The sequence below is a fragment of the Acidovorax sp. FG48 genome (assembly GCF_057809085.1).
Genome location: NZ_JBMDJH010000017.1, coordinates 36,018 through 62,685, shown reverse-complemented (window position 1 = coordinate 62,685; position 26,668 = coordinate 36,018). Strand labels below are relative to the sequence as shown.

The following is a 26,668-nucleotide window of genomic DNA, read 5'->3' as shown; positions in this document are numbered from 1 at the left end:
CTGTGCGTCAGAAGAAGTAGGTCACGCCCAGGCTGAAGTTGCGCGGCAGCGAGGGCGACACCACGTTGGCGTTGATCGCGCCGTCGTAGTACGCCTTGTCGAACAGGTTCTTCACCCCCGCCGTGATGCGGTAGTTCTCACCCACGTAGCTGATGGACGCATCGGCCACAAAGTACGACGGCAGCGTGAACGGGTAGGAGCCGATCTGCTCGCTCACATAGCGCCCGCCCACGCCCAGCGTCACGTGCGGGTACTGCGGCAGCTTGTAGGTGGCCCAGGCCGTGAGTGTGTGGCGCGGCGTGAGGTTGAGTGGCAGGCCCACGATGGCGGCGTTGTTGTCGCGCGTGACCTGGGTCTGTGTGTAGGTGTAGGCGCTGGTCAGCTTCCAGCCGTTCTTCAGGTCCGCGCCCAGCTCCAGCTCCAGCCCGCGTGCGCGCTGCTCGCCGGTTTGCACGCTGAAGCCCGTGTTCACCGGGTCGGCCGTGGTCACGTTTTCGCGCACCAGATCAAAGACCGCGAGCGCGCCGGTGATCTGGCCGTTCGGCGACTCGTACTTCACGCCCGCCTCCCACTGCTTGCCGGTTTCGGGCACGAAGTTCGATCCCGCAAAGGTCAGGCCCGACTGGGGCAGGAACGATTCGCCATAGCTGCCATACGCGGCCCAGCCGGGCTTGAACTCGTACACCAGCCCGGCAGACAGCGTGGTGGCGCTGTCCTTCTGCCGCGTCTGCGTGTTGGCCACGCGATTGTTGGTGTCATTGGTGGACCAGTCGCGGCGCAGGCCCACCAGGGCCGTCCAGCCCTGGCCGAACTTGATCTGGTCCTGCGCATACAGTCCGGCCACAGTGAGCTTGGAAGGCGCATCGCTGGTCAGTGCCTCGGGGCAGGTGGCCTGCATGCCATACACCGGCGCGAACAGGTCGAGTGCGCCGATGCGGCAGGTGCGGCTGGCCAGCAGGCTGGTGCCGCTGCGCACATCCAGGCCCGTGACCAACTGGTGCTTCACGCCCAGCGCTTCAAAGCGCGACAGCAGCGAGGTGTCGGTGGCCAGCAGGTCGTAGTCCATGTACTGGCGCGAGGCCTGGCGGTTCTGCAGCCGCTGGTTGGCCTGCAGCGCCTGGTTGGAAACGAAGTTGCCCGTGCCCTTTTCGGTTTCGTAGCGCACGTTCTGGCGGAACGTCATGGCATCCGACAGGCGATGCTCCAGCGCGTAGCCCACCGTGGTGCTCTCCACGTCATACACGCCAAAACTCGGGTCGCCCGTGAACATGGTGCGGGACAGGGTTCCATTGCGGTTGGGCAGCAGCGTGCCGTAGGGCGTGATGCCCTGCTGGCGCATCCATTCGCTCTGGCTGTAGGTGGCAAAAAGCACCAGGTCGGTCTGCGCGCCCAGGTCGATGGAGAGCGAGGGTGCAAACCACCGGTCCTTGCGGTAGACGAACTGCGTGGGGTCGTCGGCGTTGGACACCTGTGCGTTGATGCGCAGCGCCGTCTTGCCGGATTCGGACAGCGGTCGGTTGATATCGGCCTGCAGCGTGCGCTGGCCAAAGCTGCCCACCTCCACACCCACTTCGCTGAGCGCCTCTTTCTTGGGTCGCTTGCTCACCGCATTGACGATGCCACCCGGCTGCACCTGGCCATAGAGCACCGACGCCGTGCCCTTGAGGACTTCAAAGCGTTCGTAGCCATAGGGCTGTAGCTTGGCCCACATGCCCGGGCTTTGCACCAGCCCATCGACCAGGATGGATTCGGTGGACCGAAAGCCCCGGATGTTGAGGTCGTCAAACCCCCGGCGGCCAAAGTTGACGGGGCTCACGCCCGCCACCGTCTGCAGCGCCTGCTGCACGTTGGTGATCTGCCGCGACTCCATCTGCTCGCGCGTGACCACGCTGACCGACTGCGGCGTCTCCAGCCGCCGCATGGGCGCCTTGCTGGCTGTTTGCGCCTCGACGGGCGCAAAGCCCATGTCTTTTTCGGTGCTGGCGTTGATGCGGACTTCCTGTAACTGGGGGGCGGCCGTTGCCGGGTCTGCAGTGGGTGCGCTGGCCTGCTGTGCCGAGGCGGCTTGGGCGAGGCACAGGGCCAGCGGGGTCAGGGTGAAGAGGCGGGCGCGGCGGATCGACGGGGCAGAGGATGTAAAAGCGTGGGCAACGCTGGAAGCCAGAGCAGCGCAGGAGGGCTGGAAAGACATGGAGGTCCCGTTGGAGAGTGGACAAAACGCGGAGTGCACTGGCTCGCGTGATGTCCTGAGACACTGGCTGGCTGAACGATGTGGATTGTAATGCGAATGATTATTTTTTGCGATGGAGTGGTACTGTTCCGCTGCGGTAGCGTCCGGGGAATGCGTGACCCGCTGTCCGTCTTTCTGGCGGAAGAAAGAAGTGGGGCAAACTCCCCGGCTGTTGATTTTGGAGAGGACGTCTGGTGAGACGAGTTGTTGCCGCTCTGGGACTGGCCCTTATCCTGGGTCCCTTGCTTCTGGTCACCGCCACGGCGTTGTTCCAGGACAACCCTCCGCCGGCGTGCAAGTTCTACGCCGTGCCAGTGACGTTCACATCGGTGGTGCCCCAGCCGCACCCGCGAGGAGGCAACCGGGTGGGGGTGCCGGACGTGCAGTTTTCTTATGCTTTGGAGGGGCGTCAGTACACCAGCTCCACGCTTTTTTGCGCATCGCCCGCCAATGCTTCCTATGAGCATGGCCGCATGCGGGAGTTCATGAAGCAGGCGCCAGGCAGCTCTGACATCGTGGCATGGGTGCCGAGCGGTGACCCTGAGGCTGGCTGTATTTCATTGACGCCTGCGTTCGGATACAGCCGGGTCCATGAAGTGGCACCGCTGTGCCGGCGCTAGCGGACTGCAGTCATTGCGAGTACTGACGCTCTACCGGCCTGTCTCGCCGAGGCCGGTATCGCTGGCTCCGGGGCGGGTGTGTCGCGGTTTGCTATCGAATAGATAGCTATTCAGGTAATACAGAAGAGCGCTAAGACTTGTTTTGGTCTGAAATTTTGGTCTTCGGGGCGGCTTCCTTGTCAGGGTCGCCCTCCGGTCCGCCGTAGCCCGGGTATGCACCAGCGGCCGCACCCAGCGCCGCACTCTCCTGCCGCTCCCGCGCCATCTGCTCCGCAAACTGGTTGCGGCCTTCTCGCGCCACGGCGATGAACTTGGCGCGGTCCTTGTGGTGCGGGTACATGCGGTCGGCCAGCGCGATGTTGTGGGTGCGAAAACGCTGGGTGATGGCGGTGGCTTGCGCGGGGGGCAGGCCCATCAGCTCCAGCACGGTGTGGGCGCTTTGCAGGCTGGACTCGAACAGCTCGCGCTGCACCAGTGTCACGCCCAGGTCGCGCAGCTTGTTCCAGTGGGTCACATCCCGTGCGCGGGCCACGACCTGCAGGTGCGGGAAGTGTTCGCGCGCCAGCTTGGCGATCTGCAGGGACTGCTCGGCATCGTCCACGGCCACCACCAGGATGCGCGCGTGTTCGGCCCCGGCTATGCGCAGCAGGTCGAGCCGCGTGGCGTCGCCGTAGAACACGCGGTAGCCAAAGGTGCGCGCCACCTCCAGCATGTCCACGCTGTGGTCCAGCACGGTGGTGGGGATGCCCTGGGCCAGCAGCACGCGCGAGACGATCTGCCCGTAGCGGCCGAAGCCCGCGATGATGATGGGCGCCTCTTGGGGCTCGGAGATTTCCTCGGCCTGGGGCGTGGCGGTCTTGAGCTGGGCATAGCGGCGCAGCAGCACCCGGTCCAGCAGCACCAGCAACAGCGGGCTGATCAGCATCGACAGCGCCACGGCGCCGATCAGCAGCGAGGCAGTCTCGGCCGGGAACACGTTGGCGCCGGCGGCGGCCTGGAACACCACAAACGCAAACTCGCCGCCCTGGGCCAGCAGCAGGGTGAAGACAGGGCGCTCCTGGTAGGGAATCTCGACCACCTTGGCCAGGGCGTAGATGACCACGGCCTTGGCCGCCAGAAAGCCGACCAGGATGGCGGCCATGAGCCCGGGCGAGCGCAGGATCACGCCGAAGTCGATGCTCATGCCCACGGCGATGAAGAACAGCCCGAGCAGCAGGCCCTTGAAGGGCTCGATGTCGGCCTCCAGCTCGCGGCGGTATTCGCTGTCGGCCAGCAGCACGCCGGCGAGGAAGGCGCCCAGCGCCATCGACAGGCCCACCAGCACCATCAGGTACGCAATGCCCACGACCAGCAGCAGCGCGGCGGCAGTGAAGATCTCGGGGGTGTTGCTCTTGGCGATCCAGCGCAGCACGGGGCGCAGCAGCAGGCGCCCGCCGAGGATGATGGCGGCGATCACGCCGACGATCTTCAGCACCTCCAGCACCATCTCGCCCGGGGTGTGGCCTGCGCCTTCACCGGCGGCCGCGCCCAGCACGGGCAGCAGGGCCAGGATGGGGATGGCCGCCACGTCCTGGAACAGCAGGATCGAGAAGCCGGCCTGGCCGCTTTGTGTGCGCATCAGGTTGCGCTCGGCCAGTGATTGCAGCGCAATGGCGGTGGACGACAGCGCCAGGCCCAGCGCGCCCACCAGGCTCACGCGCCAGGGCAGGCCGGCCAGCGCACCCAGCGCGAACAGCACAGCCGCGCAACCCAGCACCTGGGCGGTGCCGGTGCCAAAGATGGGGCGGCGCAGAGCCCACAGGCGGCTGGGTTGCAGCTCCAGCCCGACCAGGAACAGCATGAGCACCACGCCGAACTCGGCGAAGTGCAGGATGTCCTGCACATTGCTCACCAGCCCCAGGCCCCAGGGCCCGATGGCGATGCCCGCTGCCAGGTAGCCAATGATGGCGCCGAGGCCCAGCGCCTTGGCAATGGGCACGGCCAGCACGGCGGCGGTGAGGTACAGGAAACCGTAGGTGAGCCAGGTGGGGGCGTGTTCCATGGATGGGCGTGCGCTTGGGGGTCGTCGTGGGGAGGCAGAACACCGCGCCCCCGAGGAGCGGGGCGGGTGTGGCAGATTCTGGCACCGCCGCAAGGCGTCGGGGCGGTTGCCGTGGTTTGGATCTGTGGCGCTATTTATTTGATAGCTATTTGGGCATGATTATCCAGCGCCTGCGCCTGTTTTTATGCAGATCATGGTGCCGGGGGCCCTGCGTTGCTAAGATGCGGGCCCTTCTTCGTACACAGGCACGGTGACCCATGGATTTGCAGACTTGGCTGGCTTTTTTTGCGGCGTCTTGCCTGATTGCGGTGTCGCCGGGCTCCGGGGCCGTGTTGTCGATGAGCCATGGTCTGTCGTTCGGCGTGCGCAAGACGGGCGCCACCATCCTGGGCCTGCAGCTGGGGCTGCTGCTGATTTTGCTGATCGCTGGGGCGGGCGTGGGCTCGCTGCTGCTGGCGTCCGAGGTGGCGTTCAGCGTCGTCAAGGTGCTGGGCGCGTGTTACCTGATCTATGTGGGCTTCTGTCAGTGGCGGGCTGGCGACAAGTCGCCGGTGCAAGGGGATGAGACCGAGTCGGCGGGCACCTGGCAAAAACGCTGCCTCACGGGTTTTTTGACCAACGCCACCAACCCCAAGGGCATCATCTTCATGGTGGCGGTGCTGCCCCAGTTCATGACCGACACGCGCCCGCTGTGGACGCAGCTGGTGGTGATGGCCGCCACCACGGTGACGGTGGACGTGGTGGTGATGCACGGCTACGCTGCGGGGGCCAGCGCGCTGCGCCGCCTGATGCGCAGCGCGCGTGCGGTGCGGGCGCAAAACCGTGTGTTTGGCGGCTTGCTGATGGCGGTGGGCGCCGGGCTGTTCTTCGTCAAGCGCGGCGGGCAGCACGCTTGATAGGATGGTTGTGCTTCGATTTTAATAGCTGCTTGCGCTTGCCTATAAAGCGCTAGAGGCTGATTTGGCTTGGTTTTTCATGGATACGCAGATTCCAAGGAGGTTGTCATGCCAGTAGTTGTTGTCGCCAACCCGAAGGGTGGTGTGGGCAAGTCCACACTGTCCACCAACATCGCGGGCTACTACGCGAGCCAGGGACATCCCGTGATTCTGGGCGACACCGACCGGCAGGAATCCGCCAAGCTCTGGCTTGGTCTGCGCCCGCCTGCCGCGCGCCCCATTGGCGCCTGGGATGGCATCAACTCGGACGTGATCAGCCGCCCGCCCAAGGGCACCACGCACGCGGTGCTCGACACCCCTGCCGGGCTGCACGGCTGGCGGCTGAACGATGTGCTCAAGCTGGCCGACAAGATCATCGTGCCGCTGCAGCCCAGCGTGTTCGACATCTTTGCCACGCGCAGCTTTCTGGACCAGCTGGCCGAGCACCGCCGCGCCGAAGGGGTGCAGATCGGCATCGTGGGCATGCGCGTGGACGCCCGTACCAAGGCCGCCGAGCAGCTGCACCATTTTGTGGACAGCCTGGGCTTCCCGGTGCTGGGCTACCTGCGCGATACGCAGAACTACATCCACCTGGCGGCGCATGGCCTCACGCTGTTTGACGTGGCGCCCGGCCGCGTGGCGCGCGACCTGGAGCAGTGGCAGGGCATCTGTGCATGGCTCAATTCTTGAAGGACAGCGTGAAGCAGAACGTACAACCAGCCCCTCGGGAAAACACCTGTCACCCGGCAGACAAGGCGCGCCAGGGCGCGGGGCTACATTGCGACGATGAAAATCTTCCGCTCTTATTCCGAAGTCAGCGCCTGCGTGGGCCAGGAGGTCGCCGTGACCGACTGGATCACCATCACGCAGGAACAGGTCAATCTGTTTGCCCAGGCCACGGGCGACCACCAGTGGATCCATGTGGACCCCGAGCGGGCCAAGGCCGGTCCCTTTGGCGCGCCCATTGCGCATGGGTTTCTCACGCTGTCGCTGATCCCGCAGTTTTTCGAGACGGGCCTGACCATCGAGGGTGCGCGCATGGGCGTGAACTACGGGCTCAACAAGGTGCGCTTCACGGCGCCCGTGCCTGTGGGCAGTCGCTTGCGAGCGCGCCTTACGCTGCAGGCTGCCGAGCCCGTGGCGCCCGATGGCATACAGATGACCTGGCTCGTGACGGTGGAGCGCGAGGGCAGCGAGAAACCTGTGTGCGTGGCCGAATCGCTGGCGCGCAACTTCGGCGCCCCGGCCTGAGCCTGGTCGCCACCGGGCAGGAGGTCTGAACCATGGACCGCCTGCAAGCCATGAAAATTTTCGAGCGCGTGGTGGAAGAGGGCGGCTTTGCTGCCGCTGCCCGCGCCATGGACATGTCGCCCCCCGTGGTCACCCGCATGGTGGCCGAGCTGGAGCAGCACCTGGGCACACGCCTGCTGCAGCGCACCACCCGAAAGCTGGCGCTGACCGAAGCGGGCGAGTCGTACCTGCAGCGGGTGCGCGCCATCCTGCACGAGATCGACGATGCCGAGGCCGCTGCCGCTGCCAGCACGCGCGATCTGCGCGGCACCATCCGCATCGTGGCGGCGCCGGTGCTCGCCACCAACTTTCTGGCACCCATGGTGGCGGTGTGGCATGCCTACTACCCCAAGCTCATGCTGGACATCAGCATGGACGCCTATGCCTCCAGCCGAGTGGATGAGTTCGATGTGACCATCATGGTGGCGGGCGAGGACTTTGACGCCAACATCGTCGCGCGCCCCCTGGTGCAGGGGGAGGCGATCGTGGTGGCGTCCCCCGACTACCTGGAGCGCCGGGGCATTCCGCGTGAGCCGCAAGACCTGGTGCACCACGACTACCTGCGCGACTCGAGCGCGCCCGTGCGCCTGCAGTCAGGGCCCGGCCGCAAGCTGCGCCTGCAGTCGCTGCGGGCAGACGTGCCGGACGAAGAAGTGGACGCCCCGGCGGTGTTGCAGTCCGTCAGCACCGAGCTGCTGATGCGTGCCGCTGTGGACGGAGCGGGAGTAGCAGTCACGTCGCGCCTGCTGGCCGAGGAGCACCTGGCCCGCGGCGAACTGGTGCACATCCTGCCCGGCTGGATCTTTTCGCGCTACACGATTTATGCGGCGCTGCCCTCGGGCCGCATGCTGCCCGCGCGCACGCGGGTGTTTCTGGACTTCCTGACCGAACACGTGCCCCGCGCCATGGCGGAAAAATCCGGTCAGCTCAGTTGAGCTGTGCGAACCCGCTGATGATCGTGCCCTCGGGCTCGACCATCACCTGCCCGTCAGGCATGGCAAAGCTGTTCTGCCGCCAGGCCTCGAACACGGTGACCGCTACGGCGTTGGACAAATTGAGGCTGCGCTGACCGGGCACCATGGGCAGGCGCAGGCGCTGCGCTGGTGGGAAGCTCTCGCGCAGCTCGGGGGGCAGCCCCCGCGTTTCCGCGCCAAACACCAGCCAGTCGCCGGGCAGAAAGCAGGTGGAGTGCACGGGTTGCGAGCCGTGGGTGGTCATCGCAAACATCCGGGTCGGGTCCGGCTGGGTGTCCCGCAGAAAGGCCGTCCAGCCTGCATGGACCTGCACGCTGGCATATTCGTGGTAATCCAGCCCTGCACGACGCATCTGGCGGTCTTCCATCGAGAACCCCAGGGGCTCGATCAGGTGCAGCGAGCACCCGGTGTTGGCCGCCAGGCGAATCACGTTGCCGGTGTTGGGCGGGATCTCGGGTTCGACGAGGACGATATGGAACATGACCGCCATTGTCATCGTTGGACCTGTGAGTTGAGCAACCGCTCGTAATCAAAAGTATCCCTTTAGTACCTGTTCGGTGTTCGTTCAGTGCCGGTTTGGTACCTGTCTGGCGCTTTTCAGTCCAGCCCTGTGCGCGCCAGCACAGTGGCCGTGACATGCGCGACACCTGCCTCGCGCAGTGCCAAGGTGGCTGCATGCAGGGTGGCGCCCGTGGTCATCACGTCATCGATCAGTACCACCCGCTGGCCACGCAGGCTGGCTGCGCGGGCGGGGTCTACGGCGAAGGCGCCGCGCAGATTGCGCAGCCGCTGCACCCGGGGCAGGCCGCTTTGGGCCTCGGTGGCATGCAGGCGCAATAACGTGTGGCAGTCCGCCTTGGCGCCAGCCAGTTGCCTTGCCAGAAGGGCCGACTGGTTGAAGCCCCGCTCGCGCAGGCGCTCGGTGGACAGGGGGACTGCCAGTACCCGGTCGGCCGCTTCCAGTGCCGGCTCCATCCAGGGCGTGCTGCGCATCAGGGTGGCCAAGGCCCGGGCCCATCCCGGATCGCCCCTGAACTTGAACTGCGCCAGGGCGTCTGCCCAGGGGTAGGCATAGTCAACAGCAGCAATGCAGGCGTCGAAGCTGGGCGGGTTCTGCAGGCAGGCGCCGCACACGGCAACCCCTGCGGGCACCCGCAGCGCGCAGCGCTGGCAACGCGTGGCAGGCTGGGCAAACCGCATCACACACGCATTGCAGACACGCTGGGACGGCCAGGCATGGCACACGGCGCACTGGCTGGGCACTTTGTCCACCCAGGCGTGGAGACGGCGTGAAATCCCTGGCAAACCCAAAAAGAGCATGAATCAATATACTCGCGCGTCCTTCTGCCCCGCCCATGTCCTCCGAGCGTCCCCCCACCATTGATCCTGTTGCTGCCGCCCGCTGGCATGCTGCGGCCCCGGCCGCGTCCCCCTGGCTGCACGAAGAGGTGGCGCGCCGCATGGAGGACCGGTTGCAGTGGATTCGCCAGGCACCCGCCTCCTGGTGCCATTGGGACCCTGTGCGTGGGGGTCTGCAGGCGCATGCCCTGGTGAGTGCTCGCTACCCGCAGGCGCGTTGCCAGGTGTATGAGACCAGCGCGCATTGCGAACCTGTGGCGAGGCAGGCATTGGCCAAGCCCTGGTGGAACCCCGCCCGCTGGGGTGCCGGGGCCTTGCAAATGGGGCCGCCGGCCGATGCCAGCGTGCAGATGTTGTGGTCCAACATGACGCTGCACATGGCGGCCGACCCGCAAGACCTGATCGGCCGCTGGCACCGCGCGCTGGCGGTGGACGGCTATCTGATGTTCTCGTGTCTCGGACCGGACACCCTCCGTGAGCTGCACGGCGTGTATGCCGCCATGGGGTGGCCGCCCGCGGGCCATGCCTTCACCGACATGCATGACTGGGGAGACATGCTGGTGCACGCCGGTTTTGCAGAGCCGGTGATGGACATGGAGCGCATCACGCTCACTTTTGCCACGCCCGAGCGGCTGGTTCAAGAGCTGCGCGAGCTGGGTGCGAATTTGCATCCTGATCGCTTTCCCTCATTGCGCGGACGGCGCTGGCGCGACAAGCTCTACCAAGTGCTGTCCGAGCGTCTGGCCGATCCGGGCCAAGAAGGTCAGTTGGCACTGACTTTTGAAATCATCTATGGCCATGCCTTCAAGCCTGCACCCCGGGTGCGCGTCAGTTCCAGCAGTGCGGTGTCGCTGCAGGACATGCGCGCCATGTTGCGCAAGGGCGGCACTGAGAACTAACCTGTAACGGCGTGTCAATGACTTGGAACAAGGCACGCTACAATTCTTGGTTATTGAGATTTCGGGCATCTTCCCGCGCAATTTGGCAGGCTGTGCCTGTTGTGCCCAAGGCGCAACGTGTGCTGCAGCCGGCAGTCTTGTGAGCACTCACGGTGACGGGCTTGGTTTTTCGTTTTGCCACGGTGTCGGGTCAGCGCATCGACTGGCGTCTGGTTCGCAATTGTTCGGTCACGCCGACGCAATTGGGCTGGATGTATCTGTCGCTGTGTGTGGTGTCCCTGGGAATCGCGACATTCTTCTGGATGCTCGGCGCCCACCTGGTGATGCCCTTCGCCTGGCTCGAAATCGTGGCAGTAGGAATTGCATTCGCCATGTACGGTCGCCATGCGGCGGATGGCGAGAGGATTTCATTGCAGGGCTCACGCCTTGTGGTGGAGCTGGAGACAGCAGGCAGGCTGGAGCGCGCGGAGTTTGACCGGAGCCGGGTTCGCGTAGAGCCCAAGACGGGAGACCATTCGCTGATCACGCTGTCTGCACAGGGCCGTACGGTGGAGGTGGGGCGCTATGTGCGCCCAGAGCTCCGGCCGGCCTTGGCATCGGAGATCCGCATGGCCTTGCGCGCTGCCTGACCCCACGCAGGCGCGCGAAAGGGATTGGTTAAATTGAGGCTTAGAAGTAAGTGAGAACTATGAAGAGCATTTCCAACAAGCTGGCTTCTCTGCTGCTGATTGCCGGTGCATGGGTGGGCTCCGCAGCCCATGCCGTTCAGGACCTGCCTGGCGGCCCTGCAGTCAACCAGCTGAACCTGGCGCCGCCCGTCACCAAGATCGCAGAAGAGCAGCATTTTCTGCACTGGATGATGCTGATCATCTGCACGGTGATCTTTGTTGCAGTGTTCTCTGTGATGTTCTACTCGATCTGGAAGCATCGCCGCTCCAAGGGCGCGAAGGCTGCCAACTTCCACGAGTCGGTGACGGTTGAAGTGGTGTGGACCATTGTTCCGTTCATCATCGTGATCCTCATGGCCTTGCCTGCGACCAAAGTGCTGGTGGCCCAGAAGGACACCACCAACGCCGACCTCACGATCAAGACCACGGGCTACCAGTGGAAGTGGGGCTATGACTACATCACCGGCGAAGGCGAAGGCCTGGCCTTCATCTCCACACTGGACAGCAGCCACCGTGTGATGTCTGACAGCGGCAACGTCAAGGACGCCCCCGCCAACTACCTGCTCAAGGTGGACAACCCCATGGTGGTGCCGGTCAACAAGAAGATCCGCATCATCACCACAGCCAACGACGTGATCCACGCCTTCATGGTGCCTGCCTTCGGCATCAAGCAGGACGCTATCCCTGGTTTCGTGCGTGACACCTGGTTCCGCGCCGAGAAGATCGGCGACTACTACGGGCAGTGCGCAGAACTGTGCGGCAAGGAACACGCCTACATGCCCATCCACGTGAAGGTGGTGTCCGCCGAGGACTACACCGCCTGGGTGGCCGAACAGAAGAAGAAGGCCGCAGCCAAGCTGGACGACCCCACGAAGGTGTGGGCGCTGGACGACATCCTCAAGCGCGGCGAGAAGGTGTATGCGGCCAACTGCGCTGCCTGCCACCAGGCCAACGGCAAGGGCGCTGGCCCCATCAAGCCACTCGACGGTGCTGCCGTGGTGCTGGATGCCGACCATGCCAAGCAGATCCAGGTCTTGCTTAAGGGCCAGAACAATGGCGCCATGCCTGCATGGGCGCAGCTGAGCGACACCGACATCGCCGCCGTGGTCACCTACACCAAGAACAACTGGTCCAACAAGACCGGCCAGCTGGTGCAGCCTGCTGAAGTTCTGGCCCTGCGTGGCAAGTAATCATCGCCCCATCGTATTGAGGAATTCACCATGAGCGCAGTACTCGACAACCACGGGCACGCTGGCGACCACGCACACGACGGCCACGACCACCATGGCCCCACCGGCTGGCGCCGCTGGGTGTTCGCCACCAACCACAAAGACATCGGTACGCTTTACCTGCTGTTCTCGTTCACCATGCTGATGGTCGGGGGCATCCTGGCCCTGCTGATCCGCGCCGAGCTGTTCCAGCCCGGCCTGCAACTGGTGAACCCTGAGCTGTTCAACCAGCTCACCACCATGCACGGCCTCATCATGGTGTTCGGCGCCATCATGCCGGCCTTCGTGGGTTTTGCGAACTGGATGATCCCGCTGCAGATCGGCGCCTCCGACATGGCCTTCGCGCGCATGAACAACTTCAGCTTCTGGCTGATGATTCCTGCCGCACTGATGCTGGTCAGCTCGTTCTTCATGCCCGGCGGCGCTCCCGCTGCCGGCTGGACGCTGTACGCACCGCTGACGCTGCAAATGGGTCCTTCCATGGATGCCGGCATCTTCGCGATGCACATCCTGGGTGCCTCGTCCATCATGGGCTCGATCAACATCATCGTGACCATCCTGAACATGCGCGCCCCCGGCATGACGCTGATGAAGATGCCCATGTTCGCCTGGACATGGCTCATCACCGCCTACCTGCTGATCGCTGTGATGCCTGTGTTGGCCGGCGCGATCACCATGACGCTGACGGACCGTCACTTCGGCACCAGCTTCTTCAACCCCGCCGGTGGCGGTGACCCGGTGATGTACCAGCACATCTTCTGGTTCTTCGGTCACCCCGAGGTGTACATCATGATCTTGCCGGCTTTCGGCATCATCAGCCAGATCGTGCCTGCGTTCAGCCGCAAGAAGCTGTTCGGCTATGCCTCCATGGTGTACGCCACTTCGTCCATCGCCATCCTGTCGTTCATCGTGTGGGCCCACCACATGTTCACGACCGGCATGCCTGTGACGGGCCAGCTGTTCTTCATGTACGCCACGATGCTGATCTCCGTGCCCACGGCTGTGAAGATCTTCAACTGGATCGCCACCATGTGGCGCGGTTCGATGACGTTTGAAACCCCCATGCTGTTTGCCGTGGGCTTCATCTTCGTGTTCACCATGGGTGGTTTCACCGGCCTGATCCTGGCCATGGCCCCCATCGACATCCAGTTGCAAGATACCTATTACGTGGTTGCCCACTTCCACTACGTGCTGGTGGCCGGTTCGCTGTTCTCCATGTTCGCTGGCGTGTACTACTGGCTGCCCAAGTGGACCGGCGTGATGTACTCCGAAACCCGTGGCCAGATCCACTTCTGGGGCTCGCTGATCACGTTCAACATCACCTTCTTCCCGATGCACTTCCTGGGCTTGGCTGGCATGCCCCGTCGTTATGCCGACTACCCCATGCAGTTCGCTGACTTCAACGCGATTGCCTCGGTGGGCGCGTTTGGTTTCGGTCTGATGCAGGTCTATTTCTTCCTGGCCGTGGTACTGCCAGCCATGCGTGGCAACGGCGCCAAGGCCCCTGCCAAGCCATGGGACGGTGCCGAGGGTCTGGAGTGGGAAGTTCCTTCCCCCGCGCCTTTCCACACGTTTGAGAATCCTCCCAAGCTGGACGCCACTGCAACCCGCGTGATTGGCTGAACACCATGTCCATGACCCCCGAGCAAAAGAAGAACAACCTGCGGCTGGCGCTGATCCTGGCGTCGGTGGCGGCGGTGTTCTTTGTCGGGTTCATGGTCAAGGTGGTGTTGCTGTCCCGCTGAGCCACCGGCCCACCCCATGAGCCTGCACCGCGAAAACGCCAAGATGGTCGGCAAGCTGGTCGTGATTGCGGCCGGCATGTTCGCCTTCGGCTACGTGCTGATCCCCATCTACAAGCACATCTGCGAGATGACGGGCATCAACATCCTGTCGCTGTCGGAGCGGCAGGTGCCCGGCAACGGTGTGGCCGGCAAGGATGTGCGCGTTCCCGCCAACACCCAGGTGGACAAGTCGCGCACCATCACGGTGGAGTTCGACGCGAACTCGCGCGGTCCGTGGGACTTCAAGCCGGCGCAGCGTTCCGTGCAGGTGCACCCTGGTGAGCTGACGACGGTGATGTACGAGTTCCAGAACGTGCAGAACCGCCGCATGGCCGCCCAGGCCATTCCCAGTTACGCGCCCCGGCAGGCCGCTGCGCACTTCAACAAGCTGGAATGCTTTTGCTTCAATCAGTACACCCTGGAGCCCGGGGAAAAGAAAACCTGGCCCGTGGCGTTCGTGATTGATCCGAAACTGTCCAAAGACGTCACCACGATCACGCTGTCGTACACCTTCTTTGAAGTGGGCGGCAAGACACCCGCAGCCCCCGAATCAACGGCCGCTGCCGTGGTGCCGGGTGCCAATGCGGCGGCCTTACAAGGAGCGGGCTCATGAGCGCGCCGCTCGGGCCATCCGCAGGCGTGAAGCCGTCGCAACGCAAAGGCTCATTGCTGCGCACGGTGCGCGCGGTGGCATGGTCGCTGATTGGCTTGCGCAAAGGCAGCGAGTACCAGCAAGATGTCGAAAAACTCAACCCGATCCACATCATCGTGGTGGGATTGATGGCGGTTTTTTTGCTGGTGATGGGCCTGATCGGGCTGGTGAACTGGGTCGTGTGAGTGTGTTGGCTGGTTTGTGCGAACAAATACTGAAAACAAAGATTTTGAGAATCAGGAGCTGAAATGAGTGCATCAACCCACGGCGGAACCCCGTACTACTATGTGCCCGCCGAGTCTCGCCACCCGGTGATGGCCGCGGCCGGTCTGTTCTTTGTGATCCTGGGCGCTGGCCAGTGGATCAATGGTCACGACTGGGGCAAATATTCGCTGGCCGTGGGGCTGGTGTGGTGGCTGTTCACGCTGTACCAGTGGTTTGGCGACGCAGTGCGCGAGAGCGAAGGCGGCCTGTACGGTCACAAGATCGACCTGTCGTACCGCTGGAGCATGAGCTGGTTCATCTTCTCCGAGGTGATGTTCTTTGGAGCGTTCTTCACCGCCCTGTGGTGGGCGCGCTCGCACTCGGTGCCTGCGCTGGGCAGCCTGGACAACGCGCTGCTGTGGCCTGACTTCAAGGCCGTCTGGCCCAGCATGGCTGCCGGTGTCACGGCATCGCCCGCCGGCATCATCGAACCCTTCCAGACCGTAGGCCCCTTCTGGCTGCCCACGATCAACACCGCGCTGCTGTTGACCTCGGGCGTGACGCTGACCATTGCCCACCACGCTCTGCGTGAAAACCAACGTGGCAAGACCATCGGCTTCATGTGGGCCACGGTGCTGCTGGGCTTCGTGTTCCTGCTGGTGCAGGGTTACGAGTACTACCACCTCTACACCGACCTGAACCTCAAGCTCAGCTCGGGTGTGTTTGGTTCCACATTCTTCATGCTCACCGGGTTCCACGGCTTCCACGTGTTCCTGGGCATGCTGATGCTGCTGGTGATCACGCTGCGCCTGCAAAAGGGCCACTTCACGGCTGACAAGCACTTTGGCTTTGAAGGCGCTGCCTGGTACTGGCACTTTGTGGACGTGGTGTGGCTGGGCCTGTACGTGCTGGTCTACTGGATGTAAGCCAGGCCCGGACGCCGTCAAAAAAAGCGCCTCGCGGCGCTTTTTTTGTTCTACCGCTCGGTGGTGCGGCTCAGCAGTAGCCTGTGATGGGCTCAGGCTCTCCGGTTGGCGGATCAAGCCCCTGGGTCAACGGGTGGCGGGCAGCCCGGTGGGCTGGATGTATCCCAACTGCCAAGCGACCAGAATGCACAAGAACAGCACGATGGACAGCCCCACACGCACCGCCAGCGCCTTGGCCATGTGGTTGCCCTTGCTCTTGTCGTCGCGTCCGTTGCGCATCATGAAGAACAAGGCGGATGCCAGGCTGGCCAAAATGGCGATGAACGCCAGCACTACGAGGTATTTCATGGAGCGCATTATCCTGTGACCCCCCTTCGCCGTCCTGCGGACCTGCGTTTTTGGCTCATTACCCTGGCTGCCGTGGTGGGCATGCTGGTCACCGCCTCTTTGGGACGTTGGCAGTTGTCGCGAGCCGCCCAGAAAGAGTCGCTGCAGGCGATGCTGGATGCGCGGGCCAGCCAGCCGGCCATAGACGGGCGTACGCTGACGGACGCGACTAGCGCGACGCCCGAGGCGCAACAAGCCCTCGTACACCGTGCTGTGGTGCTGCAGGGGCGCTGGCTGCCTGAGCACACGGTGTATCTGGACAACCGGCAGATGCAGGGGCGCCCTGGGTTTTTTGTGCTCACGCCACTGCAGCTTTCTGGTGGGGGCGCTGGGGTGGTGCTGGTGCAGCGCGGATGGGCAGCGCGCAATTTCCAGGACCGCACCCAACTGCCTTCCGTGACCACGCCCGCTGATGCCGAGGTGCGCATTCAAGGCCGTGTGGCCTTGTCGCCCTCGCGGCTGTACGAGTTCCAAGGGGGCGATAGTGCACAGGGGTCTTCCCGCATCCGGCAAAATCTGGACTTGGCAGCGTTCCGCACAGAAACCGGTCTGGCGCTCGCCCCCCTCACGGTGTTGCAGACGGGCCCAGTGGGCGACGCAGGCGATGGCCTGCTGCGCGACTGGCCTGTGGTCGGCGCGGGTGTCGAAAAACACTACGGTTACGCATTTCAATGGTTCGGGCTCTGCGGCCTGATAGCACTCCTTTATGTCTGGTTCCAAATCGTCCGACGGTTCATTCGCCCGCGCAGCCAGCCTGCCGCCTGAGGCGCGTGCGGAGCACCCGCTGGGGCTGACCGTACACACCTTGCCCGAGGCGGGGGAGGCGGTCGCCACCGCACAGCGTGCGCGCCATGGGCGCTGGAAGATGCTGGGCGTGCTCCTGATCTGCGCCGCGCCAGTGGTCGCCTCGTACTTCACCTACTACGTGATCCGCCCGGAGGGGCGGCGCGTTTACGGCGAGCTGATCAACCCCCAGCGCACTGTGCCTGCGCTCACCGCCTTCACTCTCGATGGCGGGGCCAAGCGGCTGGAGTCCCTCAAAGGCCAATGGTTGCTGGTGAGCGTGGCCGGAGGCGATTGCGATCCGGCCTGCCAGAAGCACCTGTACCTGCAGCGCCAGCTGCGCGAGAGCTTGGGTAAGGAAAAAGACCGGGTGGACTGGGTCTGGCTGATCAACGACAACGCCCTGCCACCCGCCGCTCTCACGCCCGCCCTGCAGCAAGCCACTGTGTTGCGGGTCGAGCCCAGTGCCGTCAAGGCTTGGCTGGAGCCGGCCCCGGGCCAGCAACTGGCAGACCACCTCTATGTGGTGGACCCGATGGGCAACTGGATGATGCGTTTTCCGGCGGCCATGGACACCAGTGGCGCCGCCAAGGCCAAGCGGGACCTGGAGCGGCTGCTGCGCGCTTCTTCTTCGTGGGACGAGCCGGGGCGGCCGGTCAAGCCATGACCGATACCCAACCGCTGTACGACCTGGCCCCAGTGTTCGAGCTGATGCTGCTCGGCCTGGTGATCGCGCTGGGGCCGCTGGTCTGGGTGTGGGCGCGCAATCGCCGCAGCACGCCCATGCGGCGCTTGCAGGCGCTCACGGTGCTCACGCTGTTCCTCACGTTTGATCTGGTGCTGTTCGGCGCCTTCACACGCTTGACCGATTCGGGCCTGGGTTGTCCCGACTGGCCCGGCTGTTATGGCAGCGCCAGCCCGGTGGGTGCCCGCGCCGAGATTGCGGCCGCCCAGGAGGCCATGCCGACCGGCCCCGTGACGCACGGCAAGGCCTGGATCGAGATGATCCACCGTTACTTGGCCACAGGTGTGGGGGTGCTGATCATTGTGATCACTGTGTCGTCCTGGGTGCAGCAACGGCGTGCCCGGCGTGATGGCGGGCAGCAGGCGCCGCCGCTCAGCCCCTGGTGGCCCACGGTGACCTTGTTGTGGGTGTGCCTGCAGGGTGCGTTCGGCGCACTCACGGTGACTATGAAGCTCTTTCCCGCCATCGTCACCCTGCATCTGATCGGTGGTCTGGTGCTGCTGGCCCTGTTGTGTGTGCAGGCCGTGCGCCATACCCACAGCGCTCAGGGGCGCTCACCGGTGGCCTTGTCCCCCGTGCTGCGCTGGGGGCTGGTACTAACGGCCCTGCTGCTGGCCCTGCAAGTCGTGCTGGGCGGCTGGGTCAGCACCAACTATGCGGTGCTGGCATGCACCACCTTCCCCACCTGCCAGGGCAGCTGGTGGCCCGCCATGGACTTTGCGCAGGGCTTCCAGATCTGGCGCAAGCTGGGCATGTTGCAAGACGGTAGCCACATCAGCTTTGCTGCGCTCACCGCCATTCATTACGTGCACCGCCTGATGGCCTATGTGGTGCTGCTCGCACTGGGCCTGGTGGCCTGGCGCTTCCATCGCAATGGCGTGTTGCCTACGCAGGCCCGGTGGATTGGCGGGCTGGCCTTGCTGCAGCTGGTGACTGGTTTGTCCAACGTGGTGCTGGACTGGCCCCTGGTGGCGGCGGTGCTGCACACCGGTGGCGCCGCTGCCCTGGTGGTGGTGCTGACCTGGGCCCTGGTGTCCAGCCGCGCGGCACCTGCGCCCCAAGAGTTTTCCGCGCCCACGGGCGCATCGAGAGTATCTGCATGAGTGTTGCCCCCTCCGCCGTTGCTGCGCCGCCCTCGCGGTTCCAGCAGTTTTATGCGCTGACCAAGCCCCGCGTGGTGCAGCTCATCGTCTTTTGTGCGCTGATTGGCATGGTGCTGGCCGTGCCCGGCCTGCCCAACGCTGCGCAACTGGCCCACATGGCGCTGGCGTGCCTGGGCGTGTGGCTGGTGGCCGGTGCTGCGGCCGCGTTCAATTGCATCGTCGAGCAGGGTATCGACGCCAAGATGAAGCGCACCGCTTGGCGTCCGACGGCCAAGGGCGAGCTGTCCAATGCGCAGACGCTGCTGTTCTCAGCCGTACTCTGTGCCGTAGGTTCCGCGCTGCTGTACGTCTGGATCAACCCGCTGACCATGTGGCTCACCTTCGCCACCTTTGTGGGCTATGCGGTGGTCTACACCGTGATTCTCAAACCCCTCACGCCCCAGAATATCGTGATCGGCGGCGCCTCCGGGGCCATGCCACCGGTGCTGGGCTGGGCGGCCATGACCAACGATGTGGGGCCCGAGGCGCTTATCCTCTTCCTCATCATCTTTTTGTGGACGCCGCCGCACTTCTGGGCACTAGCCCTGTACCGGGTGGAGGACTACCGCAAGTCCGGCCTGCCCATGCTGCCCGTCACGCACGGCAACGAGTTCACGCGGTTGCAGGTGTTCCTGTACACGCTGATCCTGCTGGCCGGGTGCATGATGCCGTTCATCTATGGCATGAGTTCCTGGATCTATCTGGCTGCCGCCGTGCTCCTCAGCCTCGGTTTTTGCGGGTACGCGTTCGCGCTGTGGCGCAATTATTCGGACGCTCTGGCCCGTAAGACCTTCCGCTTTTCACTCATCCATCTGAGCGTGCTGTTTGCGGCACTGCTGGTGGACCACTACGTGCTGTGATGACCTCCATGCAGAAACGAAATGCTCTTCAATTGATAGCTGCTAGCGCACTGTCTCTCTGCGCTACAGGCCTCCTGGGCGCATGTTCCGAGAAAAAGGCCGAATTCCGGGGTGTGGACGTCACCGGCGCTGAATACGCCCGCGACATTCCCCTGACCGACCACAACGGCCAACCCCGCCACATCAAGGACTTTGCCGGCAAGGTGGTGGTGGTGTTCTTTGGCTACACCCAGTGCCCCGACGTGTGCCCCACCTCGATGCAGGAGCTGGCCGAGGTCAAGCAGATGCTGGGCAAGGACGGTGACCGCCTGCAGGGTATTTTTGTGACGGTGGACCCGGAGCGCGATACGCCCGAGGTGCTCAAGGCCTACATGGCCAACTTCGACCCGAGCTTCCTGGCGCTGTATGGCTCGCCCGAGCAGCTGGCTGCCGTGGCCAAGGACTTCAAGATTTACTACAAAAAGGTCGATGGCAAGACGCCCACCAGCTACACCATGGACCACTCGGCGGGCAGCTACGTGTACGACCCTGCAGGCCGCCTGCGGGTCTACAACCGCTACGGCAGCGGCGCGCAGGCCCTGGCGGCCGATGTGAAGGTGTTGTTGGCCGAGGCCGGGGGCTAAGCCCCAGCCTCTGGGTGACCCGTGGCCTGTGCCAGGCCGCCGTGTCGCGGGCCGCTGTGCGGCCCCGCATGAGCTGGCGCCCTAGGGCCTTATTCGGCCTTGATACCGCGCATCGCAATCACGCCGCCCAGCAGATTGGTGTCGGCCTTGATGCGGTTGGCCAGGCCTTCAGGCGACGAGCCCACCGTCTGCCACCCTTGCTGGAAGAGCTTGCTGCGCACGTCCTCGCTGCGGGCGATTTCGCTGAGCAGCGCGGCCAGCTTGGCCTGGATGGGCTTGGGCATGGTGGAGGGCGCTGCGAAGGCGTTCCAGATCTCCAGGTTGAAGTTGCTGATACCAGCCTCTGCCAGGCTCGGCACATCGGGGGCCAGCGGGCTGCGTCCGGACGAGGTCACGCCGATCGCGCGCAGCTTGCCCGCACGCACCTGGGCCTGGGCCAGCGCCGGGGGCAGCAGCGCCATCTGCAGCTGGCCGCCCAGCATCGCGTTGGCCACCTGCGGATAGCCGGGGTAGGGCACATGCACGGGGTTGATGTTGCTGCGCGCCTTGAGCAGTTCGGTGCCGATGTGGCCCACGGTGCCCACGCCGGGCGTGCCATAGCTCCACTTGTCGCCCCCGTTGCGTGCGGCCACGAAGAAGTCCCGCGCAGTGCCGTTGGCAGCCACGCCGGGCTGGTTGACGGGGGCCGTGAGGATCAGCGGCGAGGTGCCGATCAGGCTCAGTGGTGCCAGGTCCTTGATCGGGTCATACGGAACGGCCGGGTTCAGCAGCTTGGCAATCGTCATGTTGCCGTTGATCATCAGCCCGATGGTGTGATCGTCACGGGCCTTGGCCACAGCGTCGGCGCCGATGTTGCCGCCTGCACCCACCTTGTTGTCCACGATCACGGGCTGGCCCAAGGCCTTGGAAAGGGGCTCCGAGAACGTGCGCGCCGTCAGGTCCGGTGACGAACCGGCTGGAAAGCCCACAATGATCTTCAGCGGCTTGGTCGGCCAGGCCAGTGGCGCGGGCGCCGTAGCGGCAGCCTTGCCGGCGCTTTGCGCCAGCGCCCACGGGGACACGGCAGCCAGCGCGATCAACAGCGAAGCTCGGCGGGAAACACGGCCGGTAAAGGCGGGACGTGAGGGCATGGGGTGCAATCTCCTTGAAGAATATTCGGGGGCCCAAACGACGCGGGGCCCCAGAACTGGGGCCCCGCGAGGCAACTTCTGCAGCCGGTGATATTAACCCCGCTGCCCGGCCCGGTCAGGCGTATTCGGCCAGGGCCTTTTTCATCTTCTTCATGGCGGCCACTTCGATCTGGCGAATGCGCTCGGCGCTTACGCCGTACACGGCGGCCAGGTCGTGCAGCGTCATGCCTCCGCTGCCATCGTCGTTGACCTTGAGCCAGCGCTCTTCCACGATGCGTCGGCTGCGGTCGTCCAGGCTGGCCAGGGCGTTGGCAATGCCGTCGGTGGCCAGCGCGTCGCGCTGGCGCGACTCGATCATGGCCGTGGGTTCGTGCGATGCATCGGCCAGGTAGGCAATGGGGCCAAACGCCTGCTCGCCGTCATCGGCCGGGGCCGGGTCCAGCAGCACATCACCACCCGCCATGCGGGTTTCCATTTCGATGACTTCTTCGCGCTTCACGTTGAGCTGTGCGGCAACGGCGTCGATCTCATGGTCCGACAGGGTGTCACGGTGCGTGGCAACATCAGCGGCCGACGCGTCGGCCTTGAAGCCCTGCTTCATGGAGCGCAAGTTGAAGAACAGCTTGCGCTGTGCCTTGGTGGTGGCCACCTTGACCATGCGCCAGTTCTTCAGGATGTATTCGTGGATCTCGGCCTTGATCCAGTGCATGGCGTAGCTCACCAGGCGCACACCCTGGTCGGGGTCAAAGCGCTTGACAGCCTTCATCAGGCCCACATTGCCTTCCTGGATCAGGTCGCCATGGGGCAGGCCGTACCCCAGGTACTGGCGTGCAATCGAGACCACCAGACGCAGGTGCGACATCACCAGCCGGCCGGCGGCGTCCAGATCGTTGTTGTCCTTGAGTTGGCGTGCGTAGGTCTGCTCTTCTTCGTGCGTGAGCAGGGGCAGTCGGTTGACAGCCGAAATATAGGCGTCCAGGTTGCCCAAGGGGGGCACCAGCGCCCAGGGATTGGCGGGTGCCAGAGACATCGTCGCGGTTCCAGATTGAATGTTCATTCCGGGAATCCTTTCCTCTAAGCCATCATATTAGCACTCTCTCTGATTGAGTGCTAAGCACGGAGTTCCCGTCGGGTTGCTCATTGATACCGTTTGATATTTTCTGAGTCAAATCGGCATCAAGTGTTAGTGGAGAATGCCTTTGAAGCTATCAAAAGCATAGTAATCCACTCTCCATGAGTCGCCTTCAAACGGTCAGGTCCACCTGCTGCACCGTGCCCACGCTGCCGTCTTCTCGCAGATAGGCGCTGGTGGAGCGCACGGCGCCCAGGCTGGCGTTGTCGGCGGTGCGCAGGGCAAAGGGGGTGGCGATGGCGTGGGTGGAGAGTGCGCCCACGCCCACGTCGGCCAGGGTGCGCAGGTTCCCAGCCCCCTCGGTGCCCTCCGCCGAGGGAGTCCACACCTGGAGCTGCTGAAAGACCGGGTCGGCCTCGTCAATCCAGCCGTTGCCGTCGCTGTCATAGGCGGCCAGCTCGGCAAAGCCGTTGCCGGTGCCGGGGCCGAACAGCTCCCGGCCGTTGTCGATGCGGCCGTTGTGGTTCAGGTCCAGGGCGAGGTAGCCCCGGTTGCCTGCGAGCAGGGGCACGTTGTCGGTCTGGCCGTCACTGTCCAGGTCAAACGCGAAGCGCAGGTCCTGCAACTGTGCGGCCGAGCCGTCGAAGTTGATGACCAGCGGGTCGACCACCGCGGCGTCGCCCAGGCGGAGGCTGAATGACGATTCCTGGCGGTAACTTCGCTGCATGTCCAGCTGCAGGCTGAAGCGGATTTCCTGCCCGTCGGCAGTGCGCACCATGCCCTGGGCGGTGAATTGGGTGCTTTCGGTTTCTACGACCACTTCGCGTTGCTCTACCAGCAGGCCCCACCCGGCACGCGGGCGGCCTGCCTCGGCCGCAGGCGTGGTGGCCGGGCGGCTCGTGGGCAAGAAGGGTGGGGACGGTACGGGTTCCGTCTGGCCGGTGTACACCCGCACCTGCACGCCCGTCATGCGGGCAATCAGGTCGCGGATCATGGCCAGCTGGGGTGTCAGTCCGTCGTCCGGGCTGCTGTCTGTAGCGGTGGCCGTGGCCGCGTCGGCTTCCTGGGCAGCGCGGGCCAGGCGTGCTGCGCTGGAAATTTGTACGGCGGGTGCCGCCCGGCTAGGGCCAGGGGCGCTGATGGGGCGGCGGTCGCCCACCCAGGCCTCCATGCGGCTGCTTTGGGTGTGCATGCGGCTGGCCGCATGCTGGGCCTGCATCTGCAGGGCGGACGATTCAATCTTCATGGGACACCTCCACGGTTTCCACACAGAGATATCGACGCCACAACACGGGAACTTGAACGGCGCCAAGCCCGTTTCCATTCGTCGCTGGTGCCCCGTGGCGGGCGCGGTGGCGTCTCAGCCTCCCTATACGCCCTGCCGCACCCGGCTTTCAAAGTCTTTCAGCGTGAGCGGGCGGCCAAACAGGTAGCCCTGAAAGGCCTGGCAGCCGTGCGCCAGCAGAAACTGGTGGTGGGCGGTGGTCTCCACCCCTTCAGCAATTACGGACAGGCCCAGGCTGCCGGCCAGCGCGATGATGGAGCGGGCGATGGCCGCGTCGCTGGCGTCCAGCAGCACGTCGCGCACAAAGCCCTGGTCGATCTTGATCTGGTCGAGCGGCAGGCGCTTGAGGTAGCTGAGCGACGAGTACCCCGTGCCAAAGTCGTCCAGCGAAAACCCCAGGCCATGGGCCTTGAGGGCGCGCATGGTGGCAATCACGCTGTCCACGTTGTCCAGCAGCAGGCTTTCGGTCAGCTCCAGCTTGATCTGTGCGGGGTTGGCGCCGGTCTGCTGCACCAGCGCCAGCACCTGGGCCACAAAGTCGTCCTGCAGGAACTGGCGCGCGCTCACGTTGATGGCCAGGCTGAGTTGCGCAAACAGCGGGTCTTGCTGCCATCGCGCCTGCTGGCGCAGGGCGGTTTCCATGACCCAGTGGCCCAGCGGCTGGATGAGGCCCGATTCTTCAGCCAGCGGGATGAACTCCGACGGCGGCACCATGCCCTGGACCGGATGCTGCCAGCGCACCAGGGCCTCTGCGCCGGTCACGCGCCCCTGGCTGTCCACCTGCGGCTGGTACAGCAGCAGGAACTGCGCGCGCCGCAGGCCGTTGTGCAGCTCGGTTTCCAGCAGGGCGCGGCGGTTCACGGCCTGCTGCATGTCGGGGTCAAAAAAGCGCAGTGTGTTGCGCCCGGCGTCCTTGGCACGGTACATGGCCATGTCGGCCTGCTTGAGCACCTCGTCCACCGAGTCGCGCTGGTGATTGAGCAGGGTCACACCGATGCTGGCGGTGAAGTGGTGTTCGTGCCCCGCCAGCTCGTAGGGCTGGCGCAATTGCGCCAGGATCAGCTCGCCCAGCGTGCGCGCCTGCGCGGCGGCCTCGGGGGCGTCGCTGCTCAGGTTCTGCAGCACCACCACAAACTCGTCACCTCCGAGGCGGGCCACGGTGTCCTGCTCGCGCACACAGCTGCGCAGGCGCTGGGCAACGTCCTTGAGCAGCAGGTCGCCCACCTCATGGCCCCGGGTGTCGTTCAGGGTCTTGAAGTTGTCCAGGTCCACAAACAGCACGGCCGTGGTGAGGCCCGAGCGCGCACCGTTGACCAGCACCTGCTGCAGCCGGTCCACCAGCAGGCGGCGGTTGGGCAACTGGGTGAGCGCGTCGTAGAACGCCAGATAGCGGGCCTCGTCCTCGGCGGCCTTGCGGCCTGAGATGTCGATGTCGATGCAGAACATCTCGGGCGGGTGGCCTGGTACCTGGATGTAGGCATGGCTGGAGAACACGTGCACCGGCGTGCCGTCCTTGCGCTGCAGTTGCAGCTCGCCCGCTGGGATCACCTCGCCGGTGGCGAACATGTGCTGCATGTGCGCCCGCACATCGTTGCGCATGGGCGGGGGGATGATGAGGTCGAGCAGATTGGCACCGATGGCCTCCTCGGCGGTGTAGCCGTACAGCTGTTCGGACGCCTGGTTCCAGTAGCTGGTGGTGCCGTCCTGCAGGTAGCCCTGTACCGAGATGGACGGAATATTGCGCAGCAGCGAGCGAAAACGCAGTTCCGACTCGCGCAGCGCACTTTCTGCCTGCTTGCGCTTGGTGATGTCGCGGGCCAGAAACACCACGGCCGCCTGGCCGCCCACCTGCACGCCCAGGGGCTGGGTGCGCCCCTCAAACTGGCGCAGCCCTGACAGGATCTGCATTTCATATTCCACGCTGTGGGTCTGGCCAGACTGCAGCGTGTCCCGGATGAGCTGCATGAACCGTTCGGCCTGCTCGGCGGGCAGCACGTCGTGCAGCCGCTGGCCCACCAGCACCGGGGCGCTGGCCACTAGGGCGGAGTCGTTGGGGGACAGCACCTCGACATACCGGCCCTGGGCATCCAGCACCAGCAGCACATCTGGGATGGCCTGGGTGATGGCATGCAGGCGCGCGGCCGTGCCCGTCAGCGCCCGCTCGGTGGCCATGCGCTGCTCCACGTCGTGCAGCAACAGGCCCAGCACCACGGTGGCGGGGGTGAAGGTCAGCAGATAGGGCAGGGCCAGCGTCTGGTTGATGCGCTGCACGGCCTCGGGGGGCAGCAGCTGGAACAGCGCGATCACCGCCGTGTGCAGCAGCAGCCCGAACAGTGCCAGAGTAACGGGCTCCACACCCAGCCGCCCCCGGGCGCGGCCCACGCGGTACACCAGCCCCATGGCGGTGCACAGCCCGATCACCATCAGCCCCACCTCGGCCCCGGCGCCCCCCAGCCAAAGGCGGCCGGTGGCCGCCATCAGCGCCGCAATGCCCGCTACCAGCGGGCCGCCAAACAGGCCGGCCATGCTCAGCACCACCGAGCGTGCGTCAAAGATCACGCCTGGCATCAGCACCACCGGGGTGAGCATGCCCACTACGCAGATGCCGCCGAAGATCAGTCCCGAAAAGACCTGGCCCACCCACGGGTGCTGGCGCCAGACGCGGATATTGAACCCGTGCAGAAAGCACAGCGCCAGTAGCAGCGCAACGCCTTTGACCAGCTCAATGAACATGGGCCTCCGTGCTTTCCAAGGGGAAAGCCCATGATGGAGGAAACGTTGCGATCCGTAAACGTGTAAATGGCCCCGGATGGGGCCATTTCTAAGGGGA

General features: G+C 64.7%; 27 protein-coding genes. 18 read left to right on the top strand and 9 right to left on the bottom strand.

Annotated features, from left to right (window positions below; genetic code table 11):
- Positions 1–7: 7 nt before the first annotated feature.
- Positions 8–2,191: a TonB-dependent siderophore receptor gene (locus tag ACODSU_RS19785; RefSeq protein ID WP_488844169.1), complete on the bottom strand. Its 2,184-nt coding sequence runs from the start codon at positions 2,189–2,191 to the stop codon at positions 8–10.
- A 281-nt stretch (positions 2,192–2,472) separates the two neighbouring features.
- On the opposite strand from ACODSU_RS19785, the gene ACODSU_RS19780 reads away from it, so the two are divergent.
- Positions 2,473–2,850 (top strand): hypothetical protein, encoded by a 378-nt coding sequence (locus ACODSU_RS19780; protein WP_488844167.1) that lies wholly within the window; start codon positions 2,473–2,475, stop codon positions 2,848–2,850.
- Positions 2,851–2,980: 130 nt separating this feature from the next.
- Here ACODSU_RS19780 and kefC read toward each other — a convergent pair whose 3' ends face one another.
- Entirely contained in the window at positions 2,981–4,891 is a 1,911-nt protein-coding gene (kefC, locus tag ACODSU_RS19775; protein WP_488844165.1) for a glutathione-regulated potassium-efflux system protein KefC, read from the bottom strand.
- 257 nt (positions 4,892–5,148) lie between these two features.
- On the opposite strand from kefC, the gene ACODSU_RS19770 reads away from it, so the two are divergent.
- The 4 genes from ACODSU_RS19770 (at position 5,149) to ACODSU_RS19755 (ending at position 8,051) form a co-directional block, all read left to right on the top strand.
- Positions 5,149–5,787, top strand: a complete 639-nt coding sequence (locus tag ACODSU_RS19770) for a LysE family translocator (RefSeq protein ID WP_488844163.1) — start codon at positions 5,149–5,151, stop codon at positions 5,785–5,787.
- Positions 5,788–5,895: 108 nt separating this feature from the next.
- Positions 5,896–6,516: a ParA family protein gene (locus ACODSU_RS19765; RefSeq protein WP_055398577.1), complete on the top strand. Its 621-nt coding sequence runs from the start codon at positions 5,896–5,898 to the stop codon at positions 6,514–6,516.
- Positions 6,517–6,612: 96 nt separating this feature from the next.
- Complete coding sequence (locus ACODSU_RS19760; RefSeq protein ID WP_218301846.1) at positions 6,613–7,077, top strand: MaoC family dehydratase; 465 nt, start codon at positions 6,613–6,615, stop codon at positions 7,075–7,077.
- A 32-nt stretch (positions 7,078–7,109) separates the two neighbouring features.
- Positions 7,110–8,051, top strand: a complete 942-nt coding sequence (locus ACODSU_RS19755; protein WP_488844160.1) for a LysR family transcriptional regulator — start codon at positions 7,110–7,112, stop codon at positions 8,049–8,051.
- Here the strand turns inward: ACODSU_RS19755 and ACODSU_RS19750 are convergent.
- Together ACODSU_RS19750 and ACODSU_RS19745 are read right to left on the bottom strand one after the other, a co-directional pair.
- Positions 8,044–8,571 carry a tRNA (cytidine(34)-2'-O)-methyltransferase gene (locus ACODSU_RS19750; protein ID WP_015015510.1) on the bottom strand — a complete coding sequence of 176 codons (528 nt, stop codon included), beginning with the start codon at positions 8,569–8,571 and terminating at the stop codon, positions 8,044–8,046. The two genes, ACODSU_RS19755 and ACODSU_RS19750, sit on opposite strands and share 8 nt — an antisense overlap.
- 116 nt (positions 8,572–8,687) lie before the next feature.
- On the bottom strand, positions 8,688–9,410 hold the full coding sequence (locus ACODSU_RS19745; RefSeq protein WP_488844158.1) for a ComF family protein: 723 nt from the start codon (positions 9,408–9,410) through the stop codon (positions 8,688–8,690).
- Between the two features lie 35 nt (positions 9,411–9,445).
- Here ACODSU_RS19745 and ACODSU_RS19740 point away from each other — a divergent pair, with 35 nt between their 5' ends.
- The 8 genes from ACODSU_RS19740 to ACODSU_RS19705 all read left to right on the top strand — a co-directional run bounded on the left by ACODSU_RS19740 (position 9,446) and on the right by ACODSU_RS19705 (position 15,811).
- Entirely contained in the window at positions 9,446–10,348 is a 903-nt protein-coding gene (locus tag ACODSU_RS19740) for a methyltransferase domain-containing protein (RefSeq protein ID WP_488844156.1), read from the top strand.
- A gap of 152 nt (positions 10,349–10,500) precedes the next feature.
- Complete coding sequence (locus ACODSU_RS19735) at positions 10,501–10,977, top strand: DUF2244 domain-containing protein (RefSeq protein ID WP_015015507.1); 477 nt, start codon at positions 10,501–10,503, stop codon at positions 10,975–10,977.
- 59 nt (positions 10,978–11,036) lie between these two features.
- The gene (gene coxB, locus ACODSU_RS19730; RefSeq protein WP_015015506.1) at positions 11,037–12,206 is read left to right on the top strand and encodes a cytochrome c oxidase subunit II; all 1,170 of its coding nucleotides are present in this window, start codon (positions 11,037–11,039) and stop codon (positions 12,204–12,206) included.
- 30 nt (positions 12,207–12,236) lie between these two features.
- Positions 12,237–13,868, top strand: a complete 1,632-nt coding sequence (gene ctaD / locus ACODSU_RS19725) for a cytochrome c oxidase subunit I (RefSeq protein WP_015015505.1) — start codon at positions 12,237–12,239, stop codon at positions 13,866–13,868.
- A gap of 11 nt (positions 13,869–13,879) precedes the next feature.
- Positions 13,880–13,990 (top strand): cytochrome oxidase small assembly protein, encoded by a 111-nt coding sequence (locus tag ACODSU_RS19720; protein WP_209819187.1) that lies wholly within the window; start codon positions 13,880–13,882, stop codon positions 13,988–13,990.
- Between the two features lie 16 nt (positions 13,991–14,006).
- Positions 14,007–14,642 carry a cytochrome c oxidase assembly protein gene (locus ACODSU_RS19715; protein WP_488844153.1) on the top strand — a complete coding sequence of 212 codons (636 nt, stop codon included), beginning with the start codon at positions 14,007–14,009 and terminating at the stop codon, positions 14,640–14,642.
- Positions 14,639–14,866, top strand: a complete 228-nt coding sequence (locus ACODSU_RS19710) for a DUF2970 domain-containing protein (protein WP_488844151.1) — start codon at positions 14,639–14,641, stop codon at positions 14,864–14,866. Before ACODSU_RS19715 ends, ACODSU_RS19710 begins: the two co-directional genes overlap by 4 nt.
- Positions 14,867–14,929: 63 nt before the next feature.
- Positions 14,930–15,811, top strand: a complete 882-nt coding sequence (locus ACODSU_RS19705) for a cytochrome c oxidase subunit 3 (RefSeq protein ID WP_015015501.1) — start codon at positions 14,930–14,932, stop codon at positions 15,809–15,811.
- A 126-nt stretch (positions 15,812–15,937) separates the two neighbouring features.
- Here the strand turns inward: ACODSU_RS19705 and ACODSU_RS19700 are convergent, their stop codons facing one another.
- Positions 15,938–16,159, bottom strand: coding sequence for a twin transmembrane helix small protein (locus ACODSU_RS19700; RefSeq protein ID WP_015015500.1), 222 nt, complete (start codon positions 16,157–16,159; stop codon positions 15,938–15,940).
- 15 nt (positions 16,160–16,174) lie between these two features.
- Between ACODSU_RS19700 and ACODSU_RS19695 the strand changes: the two genes are divergently transcribed.
- From ACODSU_RS19695 to ACODSU_RS19675, 5 genes are read left to right on the top strand one after another with little or no spacing between them, the layout of a single operon-like run.
- Positions 16,175–16,963, top strand: coding sequence for an SURF1 family protein (locus ACODSU_RS19695; protein WP_488844149.1), 789 nt, complete (start codon positions 16,175–16,177; stop codon positions 16,961–16,963).
- Positions 16,905–17,648 (top strand): SCO family protein, encoded by a 744-nt coding sequence (locus tag ACODSU_RS19690; RefSeq protein ID WP_488844147.1) that lies wholly within the window; start codon positions 16,905–16,907, stop codon positions 17,646–17,648. The genes ACODSU_RS19695 and ACODSU_RS19690 overlap by 59 nt, the downstream gene beginning before the upstream one ends.
- Positions 17,645–18,829 (top strand): COX15/CtaA family protein, encoded by a 1,185-nt coding sequence (locus ACODSU_RS19685; protein ID WP_422847581.1) that lies wholly within the window; start codon positions 17,645–17,647, stop codon positions 18,827–18,829. Before ACODSU_RS19690 ends, ACODSU_RS19685 begins: the two co-directional genes overlap by 4 nt.
- The gene (gene cyoE, locus ACODSU_RS19680) at positions 18,826–19,728 is read left to right on the top strand and encodes a heme o synthase (RefSeq protein ID WP_422847580.1); all 903 of its coding nucleotides are present in this window, start codon (positions 18,826–18,828) and stop codon (positions 19,726–19,728) included. The genes ACODSU_RS19685 and cyoE overlap by 4 nt, the downstream gene beginning before the upstream one ends.
- Before the next feature lie 8 nt (positions 19,729–19,736).
- Positions 19,737–20,351: an SCO family protein gene (locus ACODSU_RS19675; RefSeq protein ID WP_488844144.1), complete on the top strand. Its 615-nt coding sequence runs from the start codon at positions 19,737–19,739 to the stop codon at positions 20,349–20,351.
- Between the two features lie 89 nt (positions 20,352–20,440).
- Here the strand turns inward: ACODSU_RS19675 and ACODSU_RS19670 are convergent, their stop codons facing one another.
- The 4 genes from ACODSU_RS19670 to ACODSU_RS19655 form a co-directional block, all read right to left on the bottom strand.
- Positions 20,441–21,481, bottom strand: a complete 1,041-nt coding sequence (locus tag ACODSU_RS19670) for a Bug family tripartite tricarboxylate transporter substrate binding protein (RefSeq protein ID WP_343733492.1) — start codon at positions 21,479–21,481, stop codon at positions 20,441–20,443.
- 115 nt (positions 21,482–21,596) lie between these two features.
- The gene (rpoH, locus tag ACODSU_RS19665) at positions 21,597–22,538 is read right to left on the bottom strand and encodes an RNA polymerase sigma factor RpoH (protein WP_043565643.1); all 942 of its coding nucleotides are present in this window, start codon (positions 22,536–22,538) and stop codon (positions 21,597–21,599) included.
- A 187-nt stretch (positions 22,539–22,725) separates the two neighbouring features.
- A complete protein-coding gene (locus ACODSU_RS19660; RefSeq protein WP_488844141.1) occupies positions 22,726–23,799 on the bottom strand; it encodes an FG-GAP repeat domain-containing protein in 1,074 nt (357 codons plus the stop codon).
- 123 nt (positions 23,800–23,922) lie between these two features.
- A complete protein-coding gene (locus ACODSU_RS19655) occupies positions 23,923–26,571 on the bottom strand; it encodes an EAL domain-containing protein (protein ID WP_488844139.1) in 2,649 nt (882 codons plus the stop codon).
- Between the last annotated feature and the right edge of the window lie 97 nt (positions 26,572–26,668).

What these genes read in the sequence shown, in the direction of transcription:
- coxB (WP_015015506.1), top strand. Translation starts at nt 11,037, where the DNA reads ATGAAGAGCATTTCCAACAAGCTGGCTTCTCTGCTGCTGATTGCCGGT.
- ACODSU_RS19685 (WP_422847581.1), top strand. Translation starts at nt 17,645, where the DNA reads ATGACCGATACCCAACCGCTGTACGACCTGGCCCCAGTGTTCGAGCTG.
- ACODSU_RS19785 (WP_488844169.1), bottom strand. Translation starts at nt 2,191, where the DNA reads ATGTCTTTCCAGCCCTCCTGCGCTGCTCTGGCTTCCAGCGTTGCCCAC.
- ACODSU_RS19740 (WP_488844156.1), top strand. Translation starts at nt 9,446, where the DNA reads ATGTCCTCCGAGCGTCCCCCCACCATTGATCCTGTTGCTGCCGCCCGC.
- ACODSU_RS19760 (WP_218301846.1), top strand. Translation starts at nt 6,613, where the DNA reads ATGAAAATCTTCCGCTCTTATTCCGAAGTCAGCGCCTGCGTGGGCCAG.
- ACODSU_RS19720 (WP_209819187.1), top strand. Translation starts at nt 13,880, where the DNA reads ATGACCCCCGAGCAAAAGAAGAACAACCTGCGGCTGGCGCTGATCCTG.
- kefC (WP_488844165.1), bottom strand. Translation starts at nt 4,891, where the DNA reads ATGGAACACGCCCCCACCTGGCTCACCTACGGTTTCCTGTACCTCACC.
- cyoE (WP_422847580.1), top strand. Translation starts at nt 18,826, where the DNA reads ATGAGTGTTGCCCCCTCCGCCGTTGCTGCGCCGCCCTCGCGGTTCCAG.
- ACODSU_RS19710 (WP_488844151.1), top strand. Translation starts at nt 14,639, where the DNA reads ATGAGCGCGCCGCTCGGGCCATCCGCAGGCGTGAAGCCGTCGCAACGC.
- ACODSU_RS19715 (WP_488844153.1), top strand. Translation starts at nt 14,007, where the DNA reads ATGAGCCTGCACCGCGAAAACGCCAAGATGGTCGGCAAGCTGGTCGTG.
- ACODSU_RS19770 (WP_488844163.1), top strand. Translation starts at nt 5,149, where the DNA reads ATGGATTTGCAGACTTGGCTGGCTTTTTTTGCGGCGTCTTGCCTGATT.
- ACODSU_RS19670 (WP_343733492.1), bottom strand. Translation starts at nt 21,481, where the DNA reads ATGCCCTCACGTCCCGCCTTTACCGGCCGTGTTTCCCGCCGAGCTTCG.
- rpoH (WP_043565643.1), bottom strand. Translation starts at nt 22,538, where the DNA reads ATGAACATTCAATCTGGAACCGCGACGATGTCTCTGGCACCCGCCAAT.
- ACODSU_RS19675 (WP_488844144.1), top strand. Translation starts at nt 19,737, where the DNA reads ATGCAGAAACGAAATGCTCTTCAATTGATAGCTGCTAGCGCACTGTCT.
- ACODSU_RS19750 (WP_015015510.1), bottom strand. Translation starts at nt 8,571, where the DNA reads ATGTTCCATATCGTCCTCGTCGAACCCGAGATCCCGCCCAACACCGGC.
- ACODSU_RS19660 (WP_488844141.1), bottom strand. Translation starts at nt 23,799, where the DNA reads ATGAAGATTGAATCGTCCGCCCTGCAGATGCAGGCCCAGCATGCGGCC.
- ACODSU_RS19655 (WP_488844139.1), bottom strand. Translation starts at nt 26,571, where the DNA reads ATGTTCATTGAGCTGGTCAAAGGCGTTGCGCTGCTACTGGCGCTGTGC.
- ctaD (WP_015015505.1), top strand. Translation starts at nt 12,237, where the DNA reads ATGAGCGCAGTACTCGACAACCACGGGCACGCTGGCGACCACGCACAC.
- ACODSU_RS19705 (WP_015015501.1), top strand. Translation starts at nt 14,930, where the DNA reads ATGAGTGCATCAACCCACGGCGGAACCCCGTACTACTATGTGCCCGCC.
- ACODSU_RS19765 (WP_055398577.1), top strand. Translation starts at nt 5,896, where the DNA reads ATGCCAGTAGTTGTTGTCGCCAACCCGAAGGGTGGTGTGGGCAAGTCC.
- ACODSU_RS19755 (WP_488844160.1), top strand. Translation starts at nt 7,110, where the DNA reads ATGGACCGCCTGCAAGCCATGAAAATTTTCGAGCGCGTGGTGGAAGAG.
- ACODSU_RS19690 (WP_488844147.1), top strand. Translation starts at nt 16,905, where the DNA reads ATGTCTGGTTCCAAATCGTCCGACGGTTCATTCGCCCGCGCAGCCAGC.
- ACODSU_RS19700 (WP_015015500.1), bottom strand. Translation starts at nt 16,159, where the DNA reads ATGAAATACCTCGTAGTGCTGGCGTTCATCGCCATTTTGGCCAGCCTG.
- ACODSU_RS19745 (WP_488844158.1), bottom strand. Translation starts at nt 9,410, where the DNA reads ATGCTCTTTTTGGGTTTGCCAGGGATTTCACGCCGTCTCCACGCCTGG.